This window comes from Amycolatopsis sp. NPDC104775 (assembly GCF_055583325.1).
In genome coordinates this window covers 16048-39569 of sequence record NZ_JBVJOE010000009.1, presented here as the reverse complement: position 1 = coordinate 39569, position 23522 = coordinate 16048, and the positions used below count along the sequence as shown (strand labels likewise).

Below are 23522 nucleotides of genomic sequence, written 5' to 3'. Positions count from 1 at the left end.
GAGCTGGATATTGACCGGGTGGGATCCGGATCAGGCGATGGAGAACCCACCCTGCCGGTGGCCTCGGTCGCCCGTCGGCTCGGTGTCGCGCCGTCCACCCTTCGTACGTGGGACCGCCGCTACGGTCTCGGCCCCAGCCGCCACACTGACGGCAGGCATCGCCGCTACGGCAGCTCTGACATCGGCCGTCTCGAACTTATGCAGCGCGCGCTCCTTCGCGGCGCTTCGACAGCGGAGGCCGCGCAGTACGCGTTAGAGCAGATGCCGCGCGCGGACTTCGTGCCAGCGCCCGCGGAGCCCGTTGAAGCGACGGAGACGAAGGCAGCGGCTGACGACGTCGAAGTCCCTTCGCGGCTCGCGCGCCGGCTGAGTACTGCTGCGTTGGCTATGGACGTCGGCGCGGTACAGCGAATGCTTGTCGACGCTATTTGCGAGCTAGGCGTGCTCCAGGCGTGGTCGGGCGTGATCGACCCAGTTCTCACCGCGCTCGGCGCGCGGTGGCGAGGCGTGCACGCGGGCGCGGAAGTGGAGTACTTGCTCGCTGAGTGCGTGTACGCGGCATTAGTGCGTGCGACGCCGGTTTTCGACGAGCCCCGCAACCAACGGCCGGTCCTTCTCGCGTGCGTGCCGGACGAACGGGACAACATGCCGGTGTACGCGCTCGCGGCCGCTCTCGCGGGACGACGGATCGGCGCACAGCTCTTCGGCATCGCGCTGCCGCAGGAAGTACTGGCGGTCGCGGTACGGCGAAGCGCGCCCGCCGCGGTCGTGCTGTGGGCGAATCGCGCGAACGCCGACCCTCGGCTTTTCGCGCGCGTGTCTCGCGGGCGGCAGCGGACCCGGCTGTTCGCCTGCGGTCCTGGCTGGGATCCGGCGTCGCTGCCACCGAAAGTCGAGCTGCTGACGGATCTTTCCGCGGCGGCCGACCGCGTGGAGCACGTTCTTGTCGGTGCTCCACGCTAGAAAGGTCAGGTGGACGAAGAAGCGCTGGCGGCCCTCGCGTTCGGCCCGGATGCCGGATCGGCGGACCCGATACCTCGCGACGGCTCGCCAAGGCAACGCCTCCTGGCGGCGATCGTGCTGGGCGCCCGCGGCCGGTACGCGGCGGCCGCCGAGCTGCTCGACCCGCTCCGGCGCGGCCGGGATCCGCTGACGGCCTCGCTGGCGGCAAGCACGCTCGCGTCGCACCGGCGGCAGCTCGGCGCGCATGTGGTGGCACGGAAGCTGGACGGGGAGGCGCTGCTGGCGGTCGGCTTGCAGGGGGTGGGAGCTTTCGGGTCTACGGCGCTGACGTCGGGCCTGCCTGCGACTGCGAGCCTCAGCGCGTCCGGTTCGGCCGCCTCGGAAGATCCGCGCGAACTGGATCTCCGGGGTGCGCGAGTCGACGCTGTTTCGTCTCGTTCCGCCCAACCGCGTCGGGCGGTGCCCGGCCTCGCCGCCGAGGACCCGCGCGGATCGGGTCTCGGGGGTGCGAGGGCTGACGTTGATTCGTCTCGTTCCGCCCGAGCGCGCCCGGCAGCGCTCAGCCCGGCCGCCGAAGACCCGCACGGATCGGGCCTCCGGGGTGCGCGGGCCGACGTTGATTCGTCCCATTCCGTCCAACCGTCCCGGGCGGTGCGCAGCCCCGCCGCCGAGGATCCGCAGGGATCGGGTCTCCGGGGTGCGGGGGCCGAGGCTGCTTCGTCTCGTTCTGGCCGAGCGCGCCCGGCGGCGCCCAGCCTCGCCGCCGAGGACTCGCAGGGATCGGGCCTCCGAGGCACGAGGGCTGACGTTGGTTCATCCCGTTCCGCCCAAGCACGCCCGCCATCACCCAGCCCCGCCACCGAAGACCCCCACGGACTCGACCTCCCAGGCGCGCGAGCCGACGCCCTCCTCGGCCTAGCCGCCGACAACCTCGCCCTCGGCCGCATCTCCGCTGCCCGTCGCTTAGCCGTCCGCGCCGCGCAAGCCGACCGGCGGTGGCGGGCGACCGTCCGGGGCGGCTGGGTGGGCGCTGAGATCGAACTCGCCGACGGACAGCCCGGCGCGGCCGTCGCCCCGGCTCGGCTCGCCTACGAGACCGCCGTCGCCCGGGGCGCTCGGCGACACACCGTTAAGTCCGGCATCGTCCTCGGCGTCGCCCTGCTCGCCGCCGGACAGGACGGCGCGCGGGAACTCCTCGTCGCAGCCGCCGAAGACGCGGAAAAACATGAACTCAATTCACTTAGCTGGGTGGCGGACCGCGTCGCCGCTGACGTGGACCACGACCGGGCCGAGGAGTATCGATTCAGGAGTCGCCAGGTGTTGCACGCAGTGTTACGGCACGCGGATCCTTGCGTGATGCGTATCGCACACGAATCGCCGTGGGTGCCCGTCGGACCCGGGTAGGCCTGCGGGAACGGGCGTTCCGGCATCCGGGCTAAGAAACTTCAAAAAAAGCCACCGGATCGTGTCAAGGTTCGGGCTAAAGCGTCCGATAGGGGAAGTGGAATGTCACCCGGCTGCAGGAAGGAAACCCCGTGACGACGGTCTTGATCTGCGACGACCGACGCAGTGTCCGCGAAGGGCTCACCCGTGTGATGTCCGCGGTGCCTGGGGTCAGTCGCATCGACTGCGTAGCGCACGGTGACGAGCTGCTGGCCCGGTACACCCGTCAGCCGGTCGACGTCGTGCTGGTCGGAACGCAACGCGCGGTCCCGACAGGCGTCGAGGCCACCCGCCGGCTCGTCTCCGCGAACCCCCAGGCGAACGTCATCGTCTTCGGAGCCCCGGACGACGCGGGCAGCATCGCGGCCGCCATCGCCGGCGGAGCCCGCGGCTACCTGCGCTGGGACGCTTCGCGCCCCGAGCTGGTCGCCGCGCTGGCGCACACCCTGGCCAGCACCTCGGTGCCCGCGCCGCGGCAGCCGTCCGACCCGGGCGTGCAGCTCACCGAGCGCGAGCTGCAGGTGCTGCGCGGCATGAGCCAGGGCAAGAGCAACGGCCAGATCGGCCGTGAGCTGTACCTCTCCGAAGACACGGTCAAGACGCACGCGCGGCGGCTGTTCCGCAAGCTCGGCGTCCGCGACCGCGCGCAGGCCGTCGCGCACGGCTTCCGTCGCGGTCTCGTGTCCTGACCGAGGCCGAGCAGGCCAATACGGGACTTCCGATCCGATTCCCGCGGTGACGAACGGGCCAGGGCAGCCAAGCCCTGGCCCGTACCTGTTGTCCTGGCCCCTGCTCTCGTGCCTCGCCCGCGTCCCCACCGCGTGACGGCACTGCCCCACCCCGTCTGCCTGCGACAATCGCCGCCGCGCCGCGTCCGGCGCGCCGGTCACCACCTCTGGCGGTTGTCTGGTAGGACTCCGACGGTACGGTAGCTGTGACCGGCGCAGGACGGGGACGACCACGCGCCGGATTCTTTGCACGCCTACACGTAACGCTGGGACTGTTGTCTGCGATGGCCACTGTGGGGGATGGACTGGACGAGCCGGTCGCCGCCGCTGTCGAGGGAGACCCTCAGGCAGTCGAGCGGTTGCTGGCCGCCATTCGTCCCCTTGTGGTGCGGTATTGCCGCGCCAGGGTAGGCAGGCAGGAGCGTTCGTTCGCTTCGGCAGACGACGTTGCGCAGGAGGTGTGTCTCGCGGTGCTTACGGCCCTGCCTTCGTACCGTGACCAGGGACGCCCTTTTCTGGCGTTCGTCTACGGAATCGCCCAGCACAAGGTCGCTGACGCGCATCGCGCCGCGGCCCGCAACCGGGCGGAGCCGGTCGCCGAGATCCCCGACGAGATCGAGGGCGGCGTCGGCCCGGAGCAACGTGCCCTGCAGGGTGAGCTGAACGAGCGGATGGCGCAGTTGCTGCAAGTGCTGCCGGACAAACAGCGGGAAATCGTCGTTCTGCGGGTCGTGGTCGGGCTGTCGGCGGAGGAGACGGCGGAAGCCGTCGGTTCCACCCCGGGTGCCGTCCGCGTCGCCCAGCACCGGGCACTCGCCCGGCTGCGCAAGGTGCTTGCCGCCGAGGAGGTGATCTGAGTGACCGATCGCGAAGACCGGGACAGAGACCTGTCACCTTCCGCCCAGGCCAGCGGCCTGACCGGGTACGAAGCGGAAGCCGACGGCGACCTCACGGCCATCCAGGCCGACGACGCGCTCCTCGACGCGCTCGGCGGGACCGATCCGGCTGTCGCCGACGGGCTCGGAGACCAGGAACTGAACGCGCTGCTGCTCGCGTGGCGCCGCGACATCGACAGCGAGCCGCTCGCCGAGCTGGTCGACGTCGACACCGCGGTCACCACGGTGAAGACCGCCACGCTGGCGCGCAAATACCAGAACCGCGGCCGCCGTCGCCGCTATCTCGTGCCGGTGGCCGCCGCGTGCGCCGCCGCCGCGATCGCCTTCACCGGCACCGGGCTCGCCGCCCGGGACGCCCAGCCCGGCGACACGCTGTGGGGCCTCACGAAGGTGCTTTACGCCGACCACGCCCGCTCCGTCGAGGCCGCCGCCGCGGCGAAGCTCGACCTGGAGAAGGCGAATCTGGCGCTGGCCGACAACCGGCTCGCGGACGCCCGGCGCGCGCTCGCTGACGCGCAGGCCGCGCTCACCCAGGTCACCGACGCGGACAACCGCAACCAGCTTTTGCAGCAGCACCACGAGCTGGCCGCTCAGCTCGGCCAGCCGACGGCTCCGCCCACGGGCCAGCCGGCGTCGACGCCGCCCGCCGTTCCGCCGGTGCACGCCCCGGCCAGCAGCGCGGCCCCGCCGCCCGGCCAGTCGACCTCGCTGCCGGGCACCGGTGGCGGGCACACCAATCCTCCGCCGGTCTCGTCGGTGACCCCGCTGCCGCCGGAGACGTCCACGCCGAGTTCGCCGCCGCCATCGCCGAGCGCCACTCCGAACGATCCGGGCAGCAGCCCGCGCAACGAGTCGTCGCAAGGGGTGCAGACCCCGAACGGCACCAGCGGCTCATAGGTTTCGCGAAGGTCCCGGCACGCACAGTGCCGGGGCCTTTTTCGTCGTCGACGGGGGAGGCGCGGTGCTGGTTTTCGGGGAGCCCTACGAGACCGCCAGCGGGACGGTGCTGGTCACGGTCACGCGGCAAGGCCGTCGAGGCGGACCGGGGCGTGCGGTCGGGCTGTACACGATCAACGCGGACGGCGTGACCTGGACGCCCGCGGTCGATGAGGGCCGGATCGCGCTGGTCGGGGCCTGCACCGGGCTCGTGGCGGCGGCGTTCGCGACCCTGGCCGTCCTGCGCCGTCCGCCGTGGCCGGACCTGACCGAGCGGGCGATGATCGCCCAGGCGGCGAGCGCGAAGTACCGCCGCTGAACTGGGTTGTCCACAAGTCGACACGACTGTGGACAACCCTTGTGGACAACCTGCGGGCACACGAAGAAGGCCCTGGTGGCCAACCTCACCAGGACCTTCTTTTCAGGCTGTGCGGGACCGAAAGAGTCAGTACGCGCTTTCGTTAGCGGTGACGCCGTCCGCGAACCCGCGGCAGTAGTCCCAGCTCACGTAATCGGTCGGGTTCGGGTCGAAGGCCGGCTCGTGCGGGCGCATCCGGCCGTCGGACAGCAGCTGTTCGAGGCTCGCGCGCAGCAGCGTCCAGTCGTGGTAGTGGGGCTCGTCGCACTCGCCGCAGTCGACCACGATGCCGCGAACCCCGCGAGGCTCCAGCAGAGCCTGGTACACGGCGAGGTCGGACAGGTCGGCCAGCAGCTCGGTGCGCTCGTCCGCGCTGATCGGCTCTTCCAGGTGGTCGTCGGGGTCGGGGATGGCCCGGGCCGGATCGTCCGGGTCGTCCGCGAACGGATCGGGGGGCAACACATCGTGCGGCACGCCTGCACGCTACCCGCCGGGCCACCCGCCCGGGCCAGGACCCCGGCCCGGATATCATGAGGGGAAGGCCTGAGCACCCTCGGCCCACGCCCGGCACCGCTGCCCGCGACTCCAGCCCACTCCCGCCAGGAAGGCCCTTCGCCCCTCATGACCAGCGAAAGCATCACCCCCGCAGTGCCCAGCAAGTTCGCGATGCTCGGCTTGACCTTCGACGACGTGCTGCTGCTGCCGGCGGAATCCGACGTGGTGCCCAGCGGCGTGGACACGAGCACCCGGCTCACCCGCAACATCAAGCTCAACATCCCGCTGGTCTCCGCGGCGATGGACACGGTCACCGAGGCGCGGATGGCGATCGCCATGGCCCGCCAGGGCGGCATCGGCGTGCTGCAGCGCAACCTGCCGATCGAGGAGCAGGCGGCGGCGGTCGAGGTCGTGAAGCGGTCCGAGGCGGGCATGGTCACCGACCCGGTCACCTGCTCCCCGGACGACACCCTGGCCGAGGTCGACGCGCTGTGCGCGCGGTTCCGGATCTCCGGCGTCCCGGTCACCGACGCCTCCGGCGCGCTCGTGGGCATCATCACCAACCGCGACATGCGGTTCGAGGTCGACCACACGCGGCTGGTGAGCGAGGTCATGACGCGGGCGCCGCTGGTGACCGCTCAGGTGGGCGTGACCGCGGAGGCCGCGCTGGGGCTGCTGCGCAGGCACAAGATCGAGAAGCTGCCGATCGTCGACGGCGCGGGCAAGCTGCGCGGCCTGATCACGGTCAAGGACTTCGTGAAGACCGAGCAGTACCCGCGGGCGTCGAAGGATCCGGACGGCCGCCTCATCGTCGGCGCCGCGGTCGGCGTGGGCCCGGACGGGCACAAGCGCGCGATGGCTTTGGCCGAGGCCGGGGTGGACGTGCTGATGGTCGACACGGCGCACGGCCACTCGCGCGCGGTCGTGGACACCGTGCGGCTGCTGAAAAAGGAACTGGGCGACACCGTCGACATCGTCGGCGGCAACGTCGCGACGCGGGCCGGAGCGCAGGCGCTGGTGGACGCGGGCGTGGACGGCGTGAAGGTCGGCGTGGGCCCGGGCTCGATCTGCACCACCCGGATCGTCGCGGGCGTGGGCGTGCCGCAGATCTCCGCGATCTACGAGGCCGACCAGGCTTGCCGCCCGGCGGGCATCCCGGTGATCGGCGACGGCGGCATCCAGTACTCCGGCGACATCGCGAAGGCCATCGCCGCGGGCGCGTCCTCGGTCATGCTCGGCAGCCTGCTCGCCGGCACCGCCGAGTCGCCGGGCGACCTGATCCTGGTCAACGGCAAGCAGTTCAAGGTCTACCGCGGCATGGGTTCGCTCGGCGCGATGCAGTCGCGCGGCGAGGGGAAGTCGTACTCCAAGGACCGCTACGCCCAGGACGACGTGCTCAACGAGGACAAGCTGGTTCCGGAGGGCATCGAGGGCCGGATCCCGTTCCGCGGCCCGCTGTCGAACGTCGTCCACCAGCTCGTCGGCGGCCTGCGCGCGGGCATGGGCTACGCGGGCGCGGAGACGATCGCCGCGATGCAGGAGGCGCAGCTGGTCCGGATCACCGCGGCCGGGCTCAAGGAAAGCCACCCGCACGACATCACGATGACCGTCGAGGCCCCGAACTACACGACCCGCTGATCGACCCGATCCGCTCTGTTCGCCCGCTCCGCCTTCCCGCCACACTGGATCTCCAGGTGACGGCGAGGGGAGCGGGCGAATGCGGTTTTCCCGGCGGTTCGTGCTGACGGCGGCTGTGGCGATGGTGCTCGGCGGAGGGGTCGCTTCCGCGGCGACGACCGATTCGCCGGACAGTTCGCTGTGGAAACGCACCGAGCTGTACTTCGGCACCGCGAAGCCCGGCGGCGGCGAGGTCAGCGAGAAGGAGTTCGCGGACTTCTCGGCGAAGGACATCACGCCGCGTTTCCCGGACGGTTTCACCCAGCTCGAGGGCACCGGTCAATGGCGGTCCGGCACCGGCGCGGTCGTCCGGGAGCATTCGATCGTGCTCGTGGTGCTGTATCCGCCGACGAACCAGTACGCGAACGCCGATCTCGAACAAATCCGCACCGACTACAAGCATTTGTTCGATCAGGAATCCGTGCTGCGGACCGATTCCACCGCGCGCGTTTCGTTCTGAGCGCGATTCCATCCGAGCAGCAGCAACGGCGTCGCCAGCATCAACGCGCCCGCCAGCCCGAGTGCGCCGCGCGTGCCCAGCCACGTCGCCACCAAGCCCCACACCAGCGTCAGTCCGGCGGTGCTGGCGCTGCCGCTGATCCGCCACGCGGACAACATCCGGCTCACGTACCCGTCTTCGGTTTCCTCCAGCCGGTACGTCGCGATGACTGTGCTGTACGCCGCCGAGCAGACAATCAGGCCGAACTCCACCGCCATCACCCAGAGCAGGCCGCCGATCCCTGGCGGCACGAAAGCCAGCAGCACAACCCAAAACGTCCGAATCGTGGCGAGGAGCGGCAGCAGCCGCACCTGGCCGTAACGCGGCACCAGGCGACGGGCGAGCCGCGAGCCGACCAGGCCGCCGAGGCACGGGACGCCGAACGCGAGCCCGTACTGCCAGGTCGGCAGGCCGAGTTCGCCGAGCAGCAGCACCGCCAGCACTGGCGAGGTGGCCATGATCAGGCCGTTGACCACGCAGCTGTTGAGGAACAGCATCCGCAGCCGCGCGTGCCGGAAGACATAGCGCCAGCCTTCGATCAGGTCCGCGGCGCGGAAGGCGGCGGGGCGGGCAGGTTGGGGCTCGCGGGTGCGGATGGTCGAGAGCGAGAGGGCGGACAGCAGGTAGCTGACGGCGTCCAGGAGCACTGTGGCCAGCGGGCCGAAAAACCCGATCGCCGCGCCGCCTGCCGGTGGTCCGACCGCGGTCGCGGTCCAGAGCGTGGTCTCGAAGCGGCCGTTGGCGGTGAGCAGGTCTGGACCAGTCGCGAGTGATTTCAGATACGCGCCGCTCGCCGAGGTGAACGCGATGTTCGCCGCGGCCACGAGCACCGACACCACCACGAGCTGGGCGAACGTCAGCAGGTCGAGCAAGTACGCGGGCAGTAGCGTGAGCAGGGCGGCGAACCGGACGAGGTCCATCGCGATCAGCACCGGCCGCTTCCGGCGGAATTCCACCCACGGGCCGAGCGGGAGCGCGGCCAGCGAGCCCGCCGCCAGCCCGGCTCCGGCCAGCAGCGATACCTCCGCGGCGCTGCTGTGCAGCACCCGTACCGCGACGATCGAGAAGGCGTCGAGGGCGAAGTAGGTGCCCGCGGTGCTGACCGCGTACGCCAGCCACAGCCGGTGAAAGTCCTTGCCCAGCGCCAAATCCGTCCCCCTCGTTCAGCCGGGGAGCCAACCACCCGCCCGCGCCGGTGGCAAACAACCGCGCGCACAACCGGTGGTTGTCGCCACCGCAACGGTCCCCCGCGCGCAGGTCACCCGTGCCGACTCGCGACAATGGACCGCGAAGGCGTCAGGCGCGAGAAGGGACATCACGTGCGGGATCTGGTCGAGATCGGCATGGGCCGCACCGCGCGGCGGGCGTATGACCTCGATGACGTGGAAATCGTGCCGTCGCGGCGGACGCGGTCCTCGTCGGTGGTGTCCACTGCCTGGCAGATCGACGCCTACCGGTTTGACCTGCCGCTGGTCACTCACCCGACGGACGCGATCGTTTCGCCGGGGACCGCGGTGGCGATCGGCGAACTGGGCGGTCTCGGCGTGCTCAACGCCGAAGGGCTGTGGGCCCGGCACGCGAACGTCGAAGAGGCGATCTTCCGGCTGGTCCGCGCGGCCGAGGACAGCGACGACCCGGCCGCGGTCGTGCGCGAGCTGCAGGAGCTGCACGCCGCGCCGATCCGGCTCGACCTGCTGACCGAGGCGATCAAGACGGTCCGCGAATCCGGAGTGACGGTGGCCGCGCGGGTCAGCCCGCAGCACGCCGCCGAGCTGACGCCGGACCTGATCGCCGCGGGCGTCGAGATCCTGGTCGTGCAGGGCACGATCATCTCCGCCGAGCACGTGCAGCGCGACGCGGAACCGCTCAACCTCAAGGAGTTCATCGGCCGCCTCGACGTGCCGGTGATCGCCGGCGGCGTGAGCGACTACCGCACGGCCATGCACCTGATGCGCACCGGCGCGGCGGGCGTCATCGTCGGCCACGGCTACACCGAGGGCGTCACCAGCACCGACCGCGTGCTCGGCATCGGCACCCCGATGGCGACGGCGATCGTGGACGCGGCCGCCGCGCGCCGCGACTACCTGGACGAGACCGGCGGCCGCTACGTGCACGTCCTCGCCGACGGCGGCATCACCACCTCCGGCGACATCGCGAAGGCGATCGCCTGCGGCGCGGACGCGGTCATGCTCGGCGCCCCGCTGGCGACCGCATCGGACGCTCCGGGCCAGGGCCTGTACTGGACCGCCGCGGCGGCGCACCCGTCGCTGCCTCGCTCGCGCGTGGTGGCCGGCCCGGACTCGGACTACGCAGTTGACCTCAAGACGCTGCTGTTCGGCCCGTCCTCGGACGCGGAGGGCGTGGTGAACCTGTTCGGTGCGCTGCGCCGCGCGATGGCGAAGACGGGTTACTCGGATCTCAAGGAGTTCCAGCGCGTCGGGCTCACCGTGCGCGGCTGAGGCGCTGCCAGCTGAGACACTCGCAAAAAAGGCCCCCTTCGCGGGGGCCTTTTTTGTGCGCGCTGGTCCGGAAAGCCTCTTTCTCCGTTATACGTTCGTTATCTTTGGCGCGCCGGAAGGGTGGGCGTATGGCACTGCTGGGGGAGTCCGCGCCGACCTGGTGGCTCGGCGGGATCGTGGTGGGCAGCCTGGCAATCCGGCTGCTCGCGCTGGTGGTGGCGTTGCGCGGGACGAAACCGGCGGAGCGGCCCGCCATCATCCGGGCGCTCGGCGACCTGTTCCGGTTCGCGCCGCGACGCAGGACCCGCTGAGGTAACTCGTCAGTAACTTCCCTCTGGCCTGGCGGCTTCCCGGGGGTTACGCTCTTTCCTGTGACTGCCAGTAACACCACCACCGCGCGGCAAGAACCCGACTACGACGTGCTCGTGGTCGGTTCCGGATTCGGCGGCAGCGTCGCGGCGTTGCGGCTGACCGAGAAGGGCTACCGCGTCGCGGTGGTCGAGGCGGGCAGGCGGTTCGCCGACGACGAGTTCGCCAAGACGTCCTGGGATCTCAAGCGCTACCTCTGGGCCCCGCAGCTCGGCTGTTACGGCATCCAGCGCATTCACATGCTCAACGACGTGATGGTGCTGGCCGGCGCGGGTGTCGGCGGCGGTTCGCTGGTGTACGCGAACACGCTGTACCGCCCGCTCAAGCCGTTCTACCAAGACCGGCAGTGGGCGCACATCACCGACTGGGAAAGCGAACTCGCGCCGCATTACGACCAGGCCAGCCGCATGCTCGGCGTCGTCACGAACCCGACGATCACGCCGTCGGACGTGGTGATGCGAGACGTCGCGAAGAAAATGGGCGTCGAGGATTCGTTCCATGCCACGCCGGTCGGGGTGTATTTCGGCAAACCGGGCGAGACAGTGCGGGATCCGTACTTCGGCGGTGCCGGACCGGATCGGGTCGGGTGTACCGAATGCGGTTCGTGCATGACCGGCTGTCGGGTCGGCGCGAAGAACACGCTGGTGAAGAACTATCTGTACCTCGCGGAGAAGGACGGCGCGAAGGTCATTCCGCTGACCACGGTGACGTCGGTAAGCCCGCGCGGCAATGGTTACGAGATCACGCTGCAAAAAACCGGTACGCGTTCGCGTCGGTTCCGGACCACGGTCACCGCGTCGCAGGTGGTGTTCGCCGCGGGAACTTGGGGAACGCAGAACCTGTTGCACCGCATGAAGGACACGGCCGCGCTGCCGAAGTTGTCGCGGCGGCTCGGAGAATTGACGCGGACGAATTCCGAAGCCATTATCGGCGCGGCGCGGACCACGGTGGACCCCGAACGGGATTTCAGCCGCGGTGTCGCGATCACCTCGTCGATTCATCCGGACGAGAACACGCACATCGAACCAGTGCGTTACGGCAAGGGCAGCAACGCGATGAGCCTGCTGCAAACCATTGCCACTGACGGGTCTTCGAGCGTTCCGCGCTGGCGGCAGGCGGTCACCTTCCTGGTCAAACACCCGGTGCAGTCGGCGAAACTGCTGAACGCGTACCGATGGAGCGAGCGCACGGTGATTCTGCTGGTGATGCAGAGCCTCGACAATTCCATCACCACCTACACTCGCCGCGGTCTGTTCGGACGGCGGAAATACACGTCGAAACAGGGCCACGGCGAGCCGAACCCGAGCTTCATCCCGGCCGGGCACGAGGCGAACGTCCTTACCGCGGAACGGATCGGCGGCATGCCGGGCGGAACCTGGGGCGAGGTCTTCGACATCCCGCTCACCGCGCACTTCATCGGCGGCGTGCCGATCGGCGACAGCGCCGACACCGGCGTGATCGATCCCTACCACCGGGTGTACGGCTATCCCGGACTGTCCGTTGTGGACGGTTCGGCGATCACCGCGAACCTCGGGGTGAACCCGTCGCTCACCATCACCGCGCAGGCGGAGCGGGCGTTCTCGTTCTGGCCCAACAAGGGCGAGGCCGATCAGCGGCCGGAGCAGGGCAGCGGGTACACGCGGGTGGAGCCGGTCGCGCCGAAGAACCCGGCGGTTCCGGCGAACGCGCCCGCGGCCTTGCGCCGCTGACCTAAGATCGTCCGGTGACGACTGCGGCGCTGGACCGGATCCGGGAACTGCACGACGAATGGGCCCGGGTCGCCGAGGCCATGCCGGTCGCGGCGTTCGGCGAGCCGAGCGCGCTGCCGGGCTGGACTCGCGCGCATCTGCTCACTCATCTCGCGCGCAACGCCGACGGCCTCGGAAACCTGCTGACCTGGGCCGAAACCGGGGTCGAGCGGTCGATGTACGGTCCCGGCAACGCCCGGGACGACGACATCGAGGCCGGTTCCGGTCGTGCCCCGGCGGACATCGTGGCCGACCTGGTGGCGTCCGGGAAACGACTGACGGAGCACGCCGCGCGGCTCCCGGACGAAGCTTGGTCGGCGCGCGTCCGGCACCGGCACGGCACCGAGCTGACCGGCGCGGACGTGCTCACGCTGCGGCTGTCGGAGACCACGATCCACCTCGCCGACCTCGACGCCGGCCACGATTTCGACAGCGTCACCGCGTTGCTCGGCGAGCATCTTGACGCGGTAGTCGCCACGTTGATCCGGATGTGCCCGCGGCCGCTGCCGTCGTTCCGCCTCACCGATGGCGTCCGCACCTGGACCCTCGGCGAGGGCGGCGATCTGGTCACCGGCACGCCGGGCTCGGTGCTGGCCTGGCTGACCGGCCGCGGCGACAGCTCCGCGCTTTCCGGGCCGGTGCCGGAAATGGCTCCGCTGATTTGATTCAGCCGGCTTGCCGGGCGGCGGCGAGTTCGTCGTCGACCCCGACGATGCCCAATTGCTGCAGGATCGCGAGCCGGTCGGTCTGGATGTCGAGTTCGGAGATCCGGCCGTCGGCCACTCGCGCCAGGACGAAGCCGCGCCACGTTCCGCGGTTGCCGGTCGCGAAACCTCTGCGGTAGTAGCCGGTGTTGGTCGCGGTGAGCGTCACCGTCGCCGCGACTCGATCGCCTTCGGCGAGCAGCGAATCGATCTCCACGCGCAGGTCTGGGAACGCGGTCAGCATTTGCGTCCAGCCGGTGCGGAAGGCGGCGAGCCCGCCGGTCGACGCGTCGACCACGACCGGGCCGGACTCGGTGATGTCGGCAGCCACCACGGTGTCCAGTTCGCTGAGGTCGTGGCTGTTGACGAGGGCGACAAAACGGCGCAGGACGGTCTTGGGATCGGTCATCATTCCTCGATTCTTACACTGTAAGAGGCCTGGGCAGTGGTACCTTACGATGTAAGAAACGTCAAGGGGGACCAGTGGCCGATCGGCGGGCCCGGCCGCGTGCCGGGCTGACCAGGGAGCGGGTCGTGGACGCCGCGCTCGCGTTCGTGGACGAGCACGGCGTCGCCGCGCTGTCGATGCGCAAGCTCGGCGCGGAGCTCGGCGTGGAGGCGATGACGCTCTACCACTACGTGCCGAACAAGGAAGCGCTGCTCGACGCCCTCGTTGACCGGCTCGTCTCGGCGCTGGCCGGGATCGAGCCGAAGCCGGGAGAGCCCGGCCAGCGGTGGCTGGGCCGGGTAGCCCGGGCGTATCGCGAGCAACTGCTCGCACATCCGGGCGTGCTGCCGCTCGCCGCGACCCGGCCCGCGGTCAGCCCGGACTCGCTCCAGGTGCTCGAAACCGCGTTGCGGCTGCTCGAGTTGCCGCCGGCGCGCGGACTGGACATGGTGAACGCTGTGATGACTTTCGTCCTCGGCCACACGCTCGCCGAGGCTGGCCGCACGCCCGGCACTCAGTCCGATGTGGACAGTTTGGCGCACCTCGACCCGGACCGGTTTCCGCTGCTCGCGCAAGCGCTGCGGGACGGAGCCCGGCACGACGAGCGGTTCGAATTCGCCCTCGCGGCATTATTGGCCGGGGTGTTCGCAACCCCTTCCCGGTCTGAGGCGTCTGAATGAACATGACATTGGGGAGAAGGACGTTCTTGCGCGCCGCCGGGCTGACGGCGGTCGGCGCGGTAGCCGCGGCGTGCACCGCGAAACCGGGACCGTCGGTGCCGCAGACCAGCCCGACGACCAGAACGTCCGTGCCGCCGAGCACCAGCTCGAAGCCGTCCGGGCCGCCGGACTGGAACGCGTTGCGCGGCAAGCTCTCCGGCGATCTCGTGCTGCCCGACGACAACGGATTCGCCACCGCGAAACGCGCGTTTAATCCGCTTTTCGATGGGCATAATCCGGCAGCGGTCGCGAAATGCGCGAAACCGGAGGATGTGCAGGCTTGCGTCGAAGCGGCGGGTGGCCGGCTCCCGCTCGCCGCGCGCAGCGGCGGGCACAGTTATGCCGGGTATTCCGCGCCGGACGGCGGACTTGTCATCGACGTCGGCGGCATGGCCGGTGTGGACGTCCAGGGCGACCAGGTGGTGATCGGGGCGGGCGCGAAACTCGGCGACGTCTATGCGGAGCTGGCGAAAGCGGGCCGTTGCCTGCCCGCGGGTTCGTGTCCGACGGTCGGCATCGCCGGGCTCGCGCTCGGCGGCGGAATCGGCGTGCTGACCCGTAAATACGGCCTGACCTGCGACCGGCTGCAGTCCGCGCAGATCGTCACACCGGACGGCAAGCTGCGCACGGTGAGCGCGCAATCCGACGACGACCTGTTCTGGGCGCTGCGCGGCGGCGGGGGCGGAAACTTCGGCGTGGTCACGTCGTTCACCTTCACCACCGTGGAAGCGCCGAGTGTCACGGTGTTTTCGCTGAAATTCCCGTCCGGTTCGGCGGGCGACGTGGTCGACGCCTGGCAGCGCTGGCTGCCGAGCGCTCCGCCCGAATTGTGGTCGAACTGCGTGGTTTCCGGCGGTCCGAGCGGGGCGTGCCGGATCGGTGGTGCGTTCGTGGGCAGTTCGGCCGGCCTGACGTCGGCGCTCAGCGGATTGTCGGTGACGCCGTCCAGCCGCACGATGAAAACCCTCGGCTACGGCGCGGCGATGAACTACTTCTCCGGCAGCTCCGAGCGGCAGACGTTCGTGGCGTCGTCGCGGATCATCACCGATCCGGTCGACGGCGGGAAGATCGCCGATCTCGCTTCCGGGCACAAGGGGATGGATCTGCTGATCGACGGTCTCGGCGGCGCGGTGGGCGACATCGCGCCGACAGCCACGGCGTTCCCGCACCGGAAAGCCTTGGCCAGCATCCAGATCTACGCTCCGGCGACGGCGAGCAGTCAGGAAAGCGCGCGCAAGTCAGTGTCCACTGTGGTCTCCGGGCTGGCCGATGCGGGCGCGCGCGGCGGCTACGTGAATTACATCGACCCCGACCTGCCGGACTGGAAGTCGGCCTATTACGGCGACAACGCGGCCCGGCTGGATCAGGTAGCGAAGAAGTACGATCCCAACGGGGTTTTCAAGTTCGCTCAATCCGCTTGAGGAGGGGGCCAGACGTACCGGACGTCTGGCTCCTTCTCTTCATTGCGCTGCCCGTCGGTGTATTCGACGGCGACGAAACCGTGTCGACGGTAAAACCTTTGCGCGGGTTCGTTGACCTGGAACGTCCACAGCGTCAGACCGTCGGGACGGAGCTGTTTGGCCAAGTCGATCAACTGGTCGCCGATTCCTTGTCCGCGCCACGGAACGTCGAGGTAGAGCTGCGCGAGTTCGGCCCCGTCGAGCACGAGCAGTCCGGCCACAGTGGACTCGGCAACCGCGACCCAGGTTTCTTGCTGGGGCACCACGATATTCGCGAACCACCAGCGGACCTCGTCATCGTCGTGGGCACGGCGGACTGTCAGCAGCGCAGCGGAGAACGACCGCAGCCACACGTCGGCGATGTCGCGTGCGTCAGCGGCCGTTGCCCGTCGAAAGTCCACTGTGGTCAGAGGTCGACCCCGGTGAAGACCGTCACGCGTTCCTCGGTCAGGTCATGCATCGCCGACAGAACACCCTCTCGGCCGACGCCGGAACCCTTCACCCCGCCGTACGGCATCTGATCCGCACGGTACGACGGAACATCGCCGATGATCACGCCGCCGACTTCCAGCTCCGCCGAAGCATGGAACGCCAGCTGCACATCGCTGGTGAACACTCCGGCCTGCAGTCCGTATGCGGACGCGTTCACCGAAGCGAAAGCCTCATCCACGCCGTCCACAATGGACACGGCCAGCACCGGTCCGAAGATTTCCTCCGACCAGGCCTTGGCGTCCGCGGGCACGTCAGTCAGCAGGGTCGGCGCGACCGTCGCGCCCGAACGGGTTCCGCCGGTCAGCACCCTTGCGCCACCGGCCACCGCTTCCTCGACCCACGCGATGATCCGTTCCGCGGCCGCCTCGTCGACGACCGGCCCGACATCGGTGTTGCGGTCATACGGATCGCCGGTCTGCTGCGCTTCGACGGCCTCGGTCAGCGCGGGCACGAACTCGTCCGCGATCGCCGCGTCCACGATCACCCGCTGCACCGCGATGCACGACTGGCCCGCCTGGTAGTTGCCGAACGTCGCGATGCGCTGTGCGGCCCCCTCGACGTCCGGCCAGTCCCGCAGCACGACCGCCGCGGCGTTGCCGCCTAGTTCGAGCACCACGTGCTTGCGCGCCGCCGCGTCCGCGATCGACCAGCCGACCGGACCCGAGCCGGTGAACGACACCACCGGCAGCCGCGGGTCGGCGACGAGCGCTTGAGTCTCTTCGTTTCCCAACGGCAGCACGGAAAACGCGCCTTCCGGCAGATCGGTCTCGGCGAGCAGTTCGCCGAGCACCAGCGACGACAACGGCGTGCGCGGCGCGGGCTTGACGATGATCGGCGCGCCGACCGCCAGCGCGGGCGCGACCTTGTGCGCCACCAGATTCAGCGGGAAGTTGAACGGCGCGATCCCGAGGACCGGTCCCCGCGGCACCCGGCGAGTCAGCGCGAGCCGGGCGTCGCCGGACGGGTCGGCGTCGAGCCGCTGCATCTCGCCGCTGAACCGGCGCGCCTCTTCGGCCGCGATCCGGAACACCGACACCGCACGCTTCACCTCGGCCTCGGCCCACTTCAACGGCTTGCCGTTCTCGGCCGTGATCACCTCGGCGAGCTCCTCGGCCCGCATCGCGAGCCCGCGCGAAACGTGCTCCAGCGCGGCCGCGCGCTGATGCGCGGGAGTGCGCCGGAACTCCTTCGCGACCGCGGCCGCCGCGGCCACCGCCCGTTCCACCTGGTCAGCGCCGGGCACCGCGACCGTGGCCACTTCGCTGCCGTCGAACGGGTGGTGCACCACGAGGGTGCTCGCGCCCTGCTCAGCCTGACCGGCGATCCACGCGGCCCGCGGCTGTGGGGTGATCGTGTCCATGCGCTCAAGGTATTAGGGAGCACCAGGCCCGGCACGCCGGACTCGGTCCTCCTTTTGTGGCACCTGTCCTGGCGCCGGGATGACATTTGTCGGGGGTCTCCGGCATCGGTGCGCCCTATCGTCAGCCCATGACCAATTCGGTTGCCTCTCGCTGGTCCGAAAGCCCGGTTCGGGCCTTCTTCGCTCGCGTCGGAACACCGCGCCGTCCGGTGCTGACCGGCGCGGTGTTCCTCGTGACCGCAGCCGTGCTCATCGCCCAGCTGGTGGATCCGTCCCTCTTCGACCGTTTCAAGCGCGACGCCACCGCGATCGACGCCGGGGAGTGGTGGCGGCTGCTGACCGGCATGGTCTTCCAGGATGGCAAACTGCTCGGCGGGATTTTCAACCTGATCGCCCTCGCCGTGGTGGGCACGTTCGCGGAATGGTGCCTTGGCCGGGTGTCCTGGTTCGTCCTGTACTTCGGCTGTGGCCTGTTCGGCCAGTACCTCAGCTACGTCTGGCTGAACCCGGTCGGGGCGGGAAACTCGATGTGCGTCGCCGGACTGCTCGGCGCGCTCGCGGTGGTGGTCTGGCGGGCGCGCGACGCCGAGCCGCCGCTAGCTCTCTACCGCGCCGCGCTGCTGATCGCACCGCTCGCCGTGCTCGACACAGTCCTGCACGACAACCACGGCATGCCCGCGCTGCTGGGCATCGTGCTGGGGCTGGCGGTCACCGGTTTCGGTAAAGGTCGCGCAGCAGCAGGATTTCCGCGCAGTGATGGATCATCTCTCGGTTGATGTGCAGGACGAGCGCGGCCATCGAAAGCTCGGCGTACGGCCCTTCAGCCGGACCGCACGGACGAGCCAACGCTTCGGCGTCGAGGCTGCGTACGCCGGCGATCCAGGTCGCGTACGCGTCATCGAGCTGCTTCAACGCCTCGTCGGCAGTGCCTGCGTACGGGAAGTCCTGGTAGGACACCGGCGGCCCGCCGAAGTGCGACGCGGAACGCATGCCCAGCACGCCCGGGATGATGTGGGCCAGCCGCCACGCGATCGTGGTCACCGGCGGCGGAGTCGGCTCCGGGAACGAGAAATCGACAGTGAAGTCTCCCGTTCCCGGGTCGTTCTCGCTCGTGCGGGGATGCACGGTCCAGCAGTCCGCGACCGGGTGCCAGAAGTATTCGTCGTCGGTGAGGCCCTCCAGCTTGGGGCGCACGTGGCGCTGCCAGTGCCAGTCGAGCTGCTCGATCAGTTCGTTGGTCCAGTCGTTGGTCATGGAGGGACGGTAAGCCGGTTCGCGGACAGTGGCTGTCCTCATTCCGGGGGCATTGCCGACGTGACCGAGCCCACCTGGGACGATGGTGGCAAAAGCGCTCATTCGCCTGGAGGTCGTAGGTGGCCAATCCCACCGGTCCGGTACTCGTCATGGACTTCGGGGCGCAGTACGCGCAGCTGATCGCCCGTCGCGTGCGCGAGGCGCAGATCTTTTCCGAGGTCGTGCCGTCCAGCGCTACCGTCGAGGAGCTGCTGGCCAAGAACCCGTCCGCGATCATCCTGTCCGGCGGCCCGTCGAGCGTGTACGCCGAAGGCGCCCCGGCGATGGACCCGAAGCTGGTCGAGGCCGGCGTGCCGATCCTCGGCATCTGCTACGGCCACCAGCTGCTCGCCCGCGCGCTCGGCGGCGTCGTCGAGCCGACCGGCGTGCGCGAGTTCGGCCGCACCGACGTGCGGATCGTCGGCGAGGGCGGCGTCCTGCACACCGGGCTGCCCGGCCACCAGACGGCGTGGATGAGCCACAACGACAGCGTCACCAAGGCTCCGGAGGGCGCGGTCGTGACGGCCAGCTCTGACGGGGCCGAGGTCGCCGGTTTCGAGGACGTCGAGCGGCGCTTCGCCGGCGTGCAGTACCACCCGGAAGTGGCGCACTCGCCGCACGGCCAGGAGGTGCTGCGCCGGTTCCTGCACGAGATCGCCGGGGTCAAGCCCGGCTGGACCACTTCGTCCATTGTGGACGATCAGGTCGCCGCGATCGCCGCGCAGATCGGCGACGGGCGCGCGATCTGCGGCCTGTCCGGCGGCGTTGACTCCGCGGTCGCGGCCGCGCTCGTGCAGCGCGCCATCGGCGACCGGCTGACCTGTGTGTTCGTCGACCACGGCCTGCTGCGCGCGGGCGAGCGCACCCAGGTCGAGCGCGATTTCGTGGCCGCGACCGGCGTCAACCTGGTCACCGTGGACGCGCGCGAGCGGTTCCTGAACGCGCTGGCCGGCGTCACCGACCCGGAGCAGAAGCGCAAGATCATCGGCCGCGAGTTCATCCGCGTGTTCGAGCAGGCCGAACGCGACCTCAAGGCCCAGGGCGACTACCGGTTCCTCGTGCAGGGCACGCTGTACCCGGACGTCGTCGAGTCCGGCGGCGGCGAGGGCACCGCGAACATCAAGAGCCACCACAACGTCGGCGGCCTGCCGGACGACCTGCAGTTCGAGCTGGTCGAGCCGCTGCGGCTGCTGTTCAAGGACGAGGTTCGCCGGGTCGGGCTCGAACTGGGGCTGCCGGAGACGATCGTGCAGCGCCAGCCGTTCCCCGGGCCGGGTCTCGGCATCCGGATCATCGGCGAGGTGACCGCGGACCGGCTGGAAACCCTGCGCGAGGCGGACGCGATCGCCCGCGAGGAACTCACCGCGGCCGGGCTGGACCAGGAGATCTGGCAGTGCCCGGTGGTGCTGCTCGCGGACGTTCGCAGCGTCGGCGTCCAAGGCGACGGCCGGACGTATGGCCACCCGATCGTGCTGCGCCCGGTGTCGTCGGAGGACGCGATGACCGCTGACTGGACGCGGCTGCCGTACGAGGTGCTGGAGCGGATCTCGACCCGGATCACGAACGAGGTGTCCGAGGTCAACCGCGTGGTGCTGGACGTGACGAGCAAGCCGCCGGGCACCATCGAGTGGGAATGACGTAAAAAACGGGGCCCGGACTGAGCCGGGCCCCGTTTTTTGTCGCGCCTTACCGCCGTCGTTTGCCGAACGACGCGCCGAGCATCAGGATCCCGCAGAACACCGCGCCGCCCGCGACGATCCAGCGGAAGTCGAAGGTCGGCAGCCAGCTGGAACCGTCGGTGAGGACGTAACCGGACACCAGCAGCGTCGCGACCCCGACGATCAGCGTGATCCAGTCGACCCCGCGGCGGCGGGCCGGGGCTTCGGGCTCGTCGTAGGAGTAAGGGTTCTCAGTCACGACGCACCTCCACGTGGCCCACGCCGTTGGTGACGTGGAGCGTGATCTTCTGTCCGCCGACGTTGTCGTCGCCGTTGTCGGTCCCGGTGATGGCCGGCTGGCCGACCCCGTTGGACGTGCGGTTCAGGCAGTCGACCTCGCCCGCGGAGTTTTCGCAGGTGAAGGTCACGTCCGCGGTGCGCGGCACGATGACCTCGGTGTTTCCCGCGCCGTTGGAGACCGTCGTGGTGATCGGCTCGCTCGCGGGAAGCTGGGTCAGGTCGATCCGCATGTTCCCGGCCGTGTGCCGGTACACCGGCTGCAGCTCGGTCACCGAACGCGGAGTGGCCGTCAGATCGCCGACCCCGCCACGCACGTCGAGGTTGTCGAACGTGCTGGTCGTGAGCACCATCCCGGCGATCGACAGCGGAATCGCGAGCCCGATCAGGCCGCGTGCCCCGCGAGCGAACGCCCCGGCCACGAGCCCGACCCCCAGTACGGCGAGCGTCATGCCGATGATGTGCCGCAACGAGAACCAGTCGAACCCGTTCAGCGCGAGCGCGATCCCGACGCCGGCCACGATCACCGCGACCCCGAGCGTGGCGGCCCCGATCTTGGACCGCCGCCGAGGCGGCCGGTGCTGATAGTTGTTGTAGTCGCCAGCCGGAGGCGGCGGCGGTGGCGGCCCCGCCGGATCAGGCAGATCCCAGCCCGCCGGGTCGGCGGCCAGCGGATCCCAGCCCGGTGCCGCCGCCGCGGGAGTCGGGGTGTCGCTGTTCATCGTGAAAGCTCCGGTTCCGGAAGCGGTTCCGTCCGCCGCGAACGCGACGACCGGCGCCGGTCGGTTGTCCTGCCCGCGGGTGCGATGCAGGAGATAAAGGCACGTGGCGAGCAACGCGAACCCGATCAGGCCGCCGCCGTCGAACCAGCCGCCGCCGAACGTCCACCCGACAACCGGAATCAATGCGACGGTCAGCACCGCCGCGAACCCCTTGGTCATGGTCGACCGGCCGCGCCCCAGCAACGCCTCGAAGCCGGAAACCTCGTCGCCCTCCCCAGGGAAGAACAACCAGCCGAGCAGGTAAAGCACCAGCCCGAATCCCCCGAAAACGGTCGCCGCCGCCAACGCGACCCGAATCACCACCGGATCGATCCCGTAGCGATCCCCCAGCCCCGCCGCGACCCCAGCAACCTTCCGACCCGAGAGCGGCCGCCGAGGCCTGCTGGCCCAGAAGTCCTTGACGGTCTCCTCGAACCCGTTCAACGGGTTGCTCCGCGGAGGCCGCACGTCGTTCGCACCACTCATGCCGTACAGCATGGTTGATCCGCGGGGGCGGCACATCGGGGAAGGTCCCTGAGGTTGTCCCGGAGATGGGGCCGGGGTGGGCGGCTCGCGTGGCGCGGATTGTGGATCCCTGCGCTGACCAGCGAACCCCGGTTCGCCATGACCTCGATGGATCGACTGGCTATCGGCTTCCGCCGGAATCTTTGGAGGGTTCAGTTCCGGGGCAGCAGTTTGTCCAACGCGGTCGCGACGTCTTCAGCCTTTTTGCAGGCGGCCACGGTGTCAGTGCCGATCAGCACGATCACCAGGGCGCGCGCGTTGGGTCCGACCTCCATGCCTATCTGGCAGCCACCCGGAGATCCCAGGAGGTCGCGTTGCTCGATGAGCTTCCGGCCGTCAACGTTTCCTTCGTGCGCGGTATTAGGATTCTGAATATTTTCCGTATACTTTTGGCCATTTTGAAGCGCGATCCCGACTTCGACCGCTGGATCCTTCGCGGCGTTTTCGGAAGTCTTCTTTGATCGGCAGCTTCGGTGGGCGTCCGCGATTGAGGGTTGTGCCGGCGGAAACCCTTGGCCGGCCAGAATTCGGTCGACCAGCTGGCACTGGTTCAACGAACCGAACGGATTGCCGGAACTGGAAGCGGGACTGCTGGCTGACTCGGGTGTCGATGCGTTCGGCGTTGCCGAGCCGTTAACAGGGTTGCTGCAGGATGCTGTACCGATGAGAGCCAGCGCGGCGCCGAGTATCCCGATGGTTCGACGAGTCTTCGTCACGAATTGTCCAGCTTCTTGTTAAGTTCGGCGAACGACATAGTGTTCTCTGATTCGTTCTTCTTGTAGTTTTCGCGGGCGATGGTCAAGGCGTCGAGGGCAGCCTGGACGCCTTCGTACATCAGGTCCAGGTTGGGGAGCATTGCTTCCTGGTCGCCCTCGGCGACTTTGGTGTTGAAATTCGCTACTTTGGCGGCGTAGCCGGAACTGCCCATTTGCGCGGTCTGGGTCAGAAGATGCAAGTCGTAGCGCATGTCCGGGTAGCCCTGGAGGAAGAAATTGCAGGCTTTCAGGTAGGCGTTGAATCCGGCTTCGTTGACCGCGAACGACCCGTTTTGCGCTAACGTTTTCAGCGTATTTCCGGCATCGCGCATCTTCTCGGCGGCTTCATGGCTCCCCGGACCCTCGGTGAGCCCCGCCAAGAAGGCGTTGCCCGCCGTATCGGCCGCGGAAGAGTTTCCGGAGAGCGGCTCCGGGTTTACCTGGATTCCTGACATCAGCTGCTCCTGTGTCTACGTCTG

At 69.4% G+C, this 23522-nt stretch carries 26 protein-coding genes; 15 read left to right on the top strand and 11 right to left on the bottom strand.

The window, feature by feature from the left end:
• Positions 1–57: 57 nt before the first annotated feature.
• Positions 58–963, top strand: coding sequence for a MerR family transcriptional regulator (locus ACZ63D_RS32770; protein ID WP_465358224.1), 906 nt, complete (start codon positions 58–60; stop codon positions 961–963).
• A gap of 963 nt (positions 964–1926) precedes the next feature.
• On the opposite strand, the gene ACZ63D_RS32765 is transcribed toward ACZ63D_RS32770, so the two are convergent.
• Positions 1927–2190 carry a hypothetical protein gene (locus ACZ63D_RS32765; RefSeq protein ID WP_465358223.1) on the bottom strand — a complete coding sequence of 88 codons (264 nt, stop codon included), beginning with the start codon at positions 2188–2190 and terminating at the stop codon, positions 1927–1929.
• Positions 2191–2498: 308 nt separating this feature from the next.
• Here ACZ63D_RS32765 and ACZ63D_RS32760 point away from each other — a divergent pair, with 308 nt between their 5' ends.
• The 4 genes from ACZ63D_RS32760 to ACZ63D_RS32745 all read left to right on the top strand — a co-directional run bounded on the left by ACZ63D_RS32760 (position 2499) and on the right by ACZ63D_RS32745 (position 5285).
• Positions 2499–3095: a response regulator transcription factor gene (locus tag ACZ63D_RS32760; RefSeq protein WP_020662719.1), complete on the top strand. Its 597-nt coding sequence runs from the start codon at positions 2499–2501 to the stop codon at positions 3093–3095.
• A gap of 323 nt (positions 3096–3418) precedes the next feature.
• Positions 3419–3991 (top strand): sigma-70 family RNA polymerase sigma factor, encoded by a 573-nt coding sequence (locus tag ACZ63D_RS32755; protein ID WP_009072423.1) that lies wholly within the window; start codon positions 3419–3421, stop codon positions 3989–3991.
• Positions 3992–4927 (top strand): anti-sigma-D factor RsdA, encoded by a 936-nt coding sequence (locus tag ACZ63D_RS32750; RefSeq protein ID WP_465358222.1) that lies wholly within the window; start codon positions 3992–3994, stop codon positions 4925–4927.
• A 64-nt stretch (positions 4928–4991) separates the two neighbouring features.
• Complete coding sequence (locus ACZ63D_RS32745) at positions 4992–5285, top strand: hypothetical protein (RefSeq protein WP_465358221.1); 294 nt, start codon at positions 4992–4994, stop codon at positions 5283–5285.
• Positions 5286–5411: 126 nt separating this feature from the next.
• Here the strand turns inward: ACZ63D_RS32745 and ACZ63D_RS32740 are convergent, their stop codons facing one another.
• Complete coding sequence (locus ACZ63D_RS32740; protein WP_199785759.1) at positions 5412–5798, bottom strand: DUF5319 domain-containing protein; 387 nt, start codon at positions 5796–5798, stop codon at positions 5412–5414.
• A gap of 147 nt (positions 5799–5945) precedes the next feature.
• Between ACZ63D_RS32740 and guaB the strand changes: the two genes are divergently transcribed.
• On the top strand, positions 5946–7457 hold the full coding sequence (guaB, locus tag ACZ63D_RS32735; protein WP_465358220.1) for an IMP dehydrogenase: 1512 nt from the start codon (positions 5946–5948) through the stop codon (positions 7455–7457).
• Positions 7458–7536: 79 nt separating this feature from the next.
• Positions 7537–7956: a DUF3574 domain-containing protein gene (locus ACZ63D_RS32730; RefSeq protein WP_465358219.1), complete on the top strand. Its 420-nt coding sequence runs from the start codon at positions 7537–7539 to the stop codon at positions 7954–7956.
• Here ACZ63D_RS32730 and ACZ63D_RS32725 read toward each other — a convergent pair.
• On the bottom strand, positions 7908–9143 hold the full coding sequence (locus ACZ63D_RS32725; protein ID WP_465358218.1) for an MFS transporter: 1236 nt from the start codon (positions 9141–9143) through the stop codon (positions 7908–7910). The two genes, ACZ63D_RS32730 and ACZ63D_RS32725, sit on opposite strands and share 49 nt — an antisense overlap.
• A gap of 171 nt (positions 9144–9314) precedes the next feature.
• On the opposite strand from ACZ63D_RS32725, the gene ACZ63D_RS32720 reads away from it, so the two are divergent.
• The 4 genes from ACZ63D_RS32720 (at position 9315) to ACZ63D_RS32705 (ending at position 13236) form a co-directional block, all read left to right on the top strand.
• Positions 9315–10454 carry a GuaB3 family IMP dehydrogenase-related protein gene (locus tag ACZ63D_RS32720; RefSeq protein WP_465358472.1) on the top strand — a complete coding sequence of 380 codons (1140 nt, stop codon included), beginning with the start codon at positions 9315–9317 and terminating at the stop codon, positions 10452–10454.
• A gap of 128 nt (positions 10455–10582) precedes the next feature.
• Positions 10583–10765 (top strand): hypothetical protein, encoded by a 183-nt coding sequence (locus ACZ63D_RS32715; RefSeq protein ID WP_465358217.1) that lies wholly within the window; start codon positions 10583–10585, stop codon positions 10763–10765.
• 60 nt (positions 10766–10825) lie between these two features.
• Positions 10826–12532, top strand: a complete 1707-nt coding sequence (locus tag ACZ63D_RS32710) for a GMC family oxidoreductase N-terminal domain-containing protein (RefSeq protein WP_465358216.1) — start codon at positions 10826–10828, stop codon at positions 12530–12532.
• 14 nt (positions 12533–12546) lie between these two features.
• Positions 12547–13236, top strand: coding sequence for a maleylpyruvate isomerase N-terminal domain-containing protein (locus tag ACZ63D_RS32705; RefSeq protein ID WP_465358215.1), 690 nt, complete (start codon positions 12547–12549; stop codon positions 13234–13236).
• Position 13237: 1 nt separating this feature from the next.
• On the opposite strand, the gene ACZ63D_RS32700 is transcribed toward ACZ63D_RS32705, so the two are convergent.
• The gene (locus ACZ63D_RS32700) at positions 13238–13687 is read right to left on the bottom strand and encodes an ester cyclase (protein ID WP_465358214.1); all 450 of its coding nucleotides are present in this window, start codon (positions 13685–13687) and stop codon (positions 13238–13240) included.
• Between the two features lie 71 nt (positions 13688–13758).
• Between ACZ63D_RS32700 and ACZ63D_RS32695 the strand changes: the two genes are divergently transcribed.
• Positions 13759–14403, top strand: coding sequence for a TetR/AcrR family transcriptional regulator C-terminal domain-containing protein (locus tag ACZ63D_RS32695; protein ID WP_465358213.1), 645 nt, complete (start codon positions 13759–13761; stop codon positions 14401–14403).
• Entirely contained in the window at positions 14400–15863 is a 1464-nt protein-coding gene (locus tag ACZ63D_RS32690; protein ID WP_465358212.1) for an FAD-binding oxidoreductase, read from the top strand. Before ACZ63D_RS32695 ends, ACZ63D_RS32690 begins: the two co-directional genes overlap by 4 nt.
• Here the strand turns inward: ACZ63D_RS32690 and ACZ63D_RS32685 are convergent.
• The gene (locus ACZ63D_RS32685; RefSeq protein WP_465358211.1) at positions 15851–16303 is read right to left on the bottom strand and encodes a GNAT family N-acetyltransferase; all 453 of its coding nucleotides are present in this window, start codon (positions 16301–16303) and stop codon (positions 15851–15853) included. The two genes, ACZ63D_RS32690 and ACZ63D_RS32685, sit on opposite strands and share 13 nt — an antisense overlap.
• A 5-nt stretch (positions 16304–16308) precedes the next feature.
• Positions 16309–17754, bottom strand: coding sequence for an aldehyde dehydrogenase family protein (locus ACZ63D_RS32680; RefSeq protein ID WP_465358210.1), 1446 nt, complete (start codon positions 17752–17754; stop codon positions 16309–16311).
• A 128-nt stretch (positions 17755–17882) separates the two neighbouring features.
• Between ACZ63D_RS32680 and ACZ63D_RS32675 the strand changes: the two genes are divergently transcribed.
• Entirely contained in the window at positions 17883–18530 is a 648-nt protein-coding gene (locus ACZ63D_RS32675; RefSeq protein WP_465358209.1) for a rhomboid family intramembrane serine protease, read from the top strand.
• On the opposite strand, the gene ACZ63D_RS32670 is transcribed toward ACZ63D_RS32675, so the two are convergent.
• Positions 18463–19008, bottom strand: a complete 546-nt coding sequence (locus ACZ63D_RS32670) for a DinB family protein (RefSeq protein WP_465358208.1) — start codon at positions 19006–19008, stop codon at positions 18463–18465. The genes ACZ63D_RS32675 and ACZ63D_RS32670 overlap by 68 nt on opposite strands.
• 119 nt (positions 19009–19127) lie before the next feature.
• On the opposite strand from ACZ63D_RS32670, the gene guaA reads away from it, so the two are divergent.
• Positions 19128–20684: a glutamine-hydrolyzing GMP synthase gene (gene guaA, locus ACZ63D_RS32665; protein WP_465358207.1), complete on the top strand. Its 1557-nt coding sequence runs from the start codon at positions 19128–19130 to the stop codon at positions 20682–20684.
• A gap of 49 nt (positions 20685–20733) precedes the next feature.
• Here the strand turns inward: guaA and ACZ63D_RS32660 are convergent, their stop codons facing one another.
• From ACZ63D_RS32660 to ACZ63D_RS32645, 4 genes are all read right to left on the bottom strand, one after another.
• Positions 20734–20964 (bottom strand): hypothetical protein, encoded by a 231-nt coding sequence (locus tag ACZ63D_RS32660; RefSeq protein WP_465358206.1) that lies wholly within the window; start codon positions 20962–20964, stop codon positions 20734–20736.
• Complete coding sequence (locus tag ACZ63D_RS32655) at positions 20957–22249, bottom strand: PspC domain-containing protein (RefSeq protein WP_465358205.1); 1293 nt, start codon at positions 22247–22249, stop codon at positions 20957–20959. The genes ACZ63D_RS32660 and ACZ63D_RS32655 overlap by 8 nt, the downstream gene beginning before the upstream one ends.
• Before the next feature lie 191 nt (positions 22250–22440).
• Entirely contained in the window at positions 22441–23004 is a 564-nt protein-coding gene (locus tag ACZ63D_RS32650; protein WP_465358204.1) for a hypothetical protein, read from the bottom strand.
• A complete protein-coding gene (locus ACZ63D_RS32645; RefSeq protein ID WP_465358203.1) occupies positions 23001–23498 on the bottom strand; it encodes a hypothetical protein in 498 nt (165 codons plus the stop codon). The genes ACZ63D_RS32650 and ACZ63D_RS32645 overlap by 4 nt, the downstream gene beginning before the upstream one ends.
• Positions 23499–23522 lie beyond the last annotated feature (24 nt).

Excerpts from the sequence above, each read along its gene's own strand:
- guaB (WP_465358220.1), top strand. The coding sequence starts at position 5,946 with ATGACCAGCGAAAGCATCACCCCCGCAGTGCCCAGCAAGTTCGCGATG.
- ACZ63D_RS32700 (WP_465358214.1), bottom strand. The coding sequence starts at position 13,687 with ATGATGACCGATCCCAAGACCGTCCTGCGCCGTTTTGTCGCCCTCGTC.
- ACZ63D_RS32680 (WP_465358210.1), bottom strand. The coding sequence starts at position 17,754 with ATGGACACGATCACCCCACAGCCGCGGGCCGCGTGGATCGCCGGTCAG.
- ACZ63D_RS32655 (WP_465358205.1), bottom strand. The coding sequence starts at position 22,249 with ATGAGTGGTGCGAACGACGTGCGGCCTCCGCGGAGCAACCCGTTGAAC.
- ACZ63D_RS32730 (WP_465358219.1), top strand. The coding sequence starts at position 7,537 with ATGCGGTTTTCCCGGCGGTTCGTGCTGACGGCGGCTGTGGCGATGGTG.
- ACZ63D_RS32715 (WP_465358217.1), top strand. The coding sequence starts at position 10,583 with ATGGCACTGCTGGGGGAGTCCGCGCCGACCTGGTGGCTCGGCGGGATC.
- ACZ63D_RS32670 (WP_465358208.1), bottom strand. The coding sequence starts at position 19,008 with ATGACCAACGACTGGACCAACGAACTGATCGAGCAGCTCGACTGGCAC.
- ACZ63D_RS32675 (WP_465358209.1), top strand. The coding sequence starts at position 17,883 with ATGACCAATTCGGTTGCCTCTCGCTGGTCCGAAAGCCCGGTTCGGGCC.
- ACZ63D_RS32690 (WP_465358212.1), top strand. The coding sequence starts at position 14,400 with ATGAACATGACATTGGGGAGAAGGACGTTCTTGCGCGCCGCCGGGCTG.
- ACZ63D_RS32765 (WP_465358223.1), bottom strand. The coding sequence starts at position 2,190 with ATGTTTTTCCGCGTCTTCGGCGGCTGCGACGAGGAGTTCCCGCGCGCC.
- ACZ63D_RS32645 (WP_465358203.1), bottom strand. The coding sequence starts at position 23,498 with ATGTCAGGAATCCAGGTAAACCCGGAGCCGCTCTCCGGAAACTCTTCC.
- ACZ63D_RS32755 (WP_009072423.1), top strand. The coding sequence starts at position 3,419 with ATGGCCACTGTGGGGGATGGACTGGACGAGCCGGTCGCCGCCGCTGTC.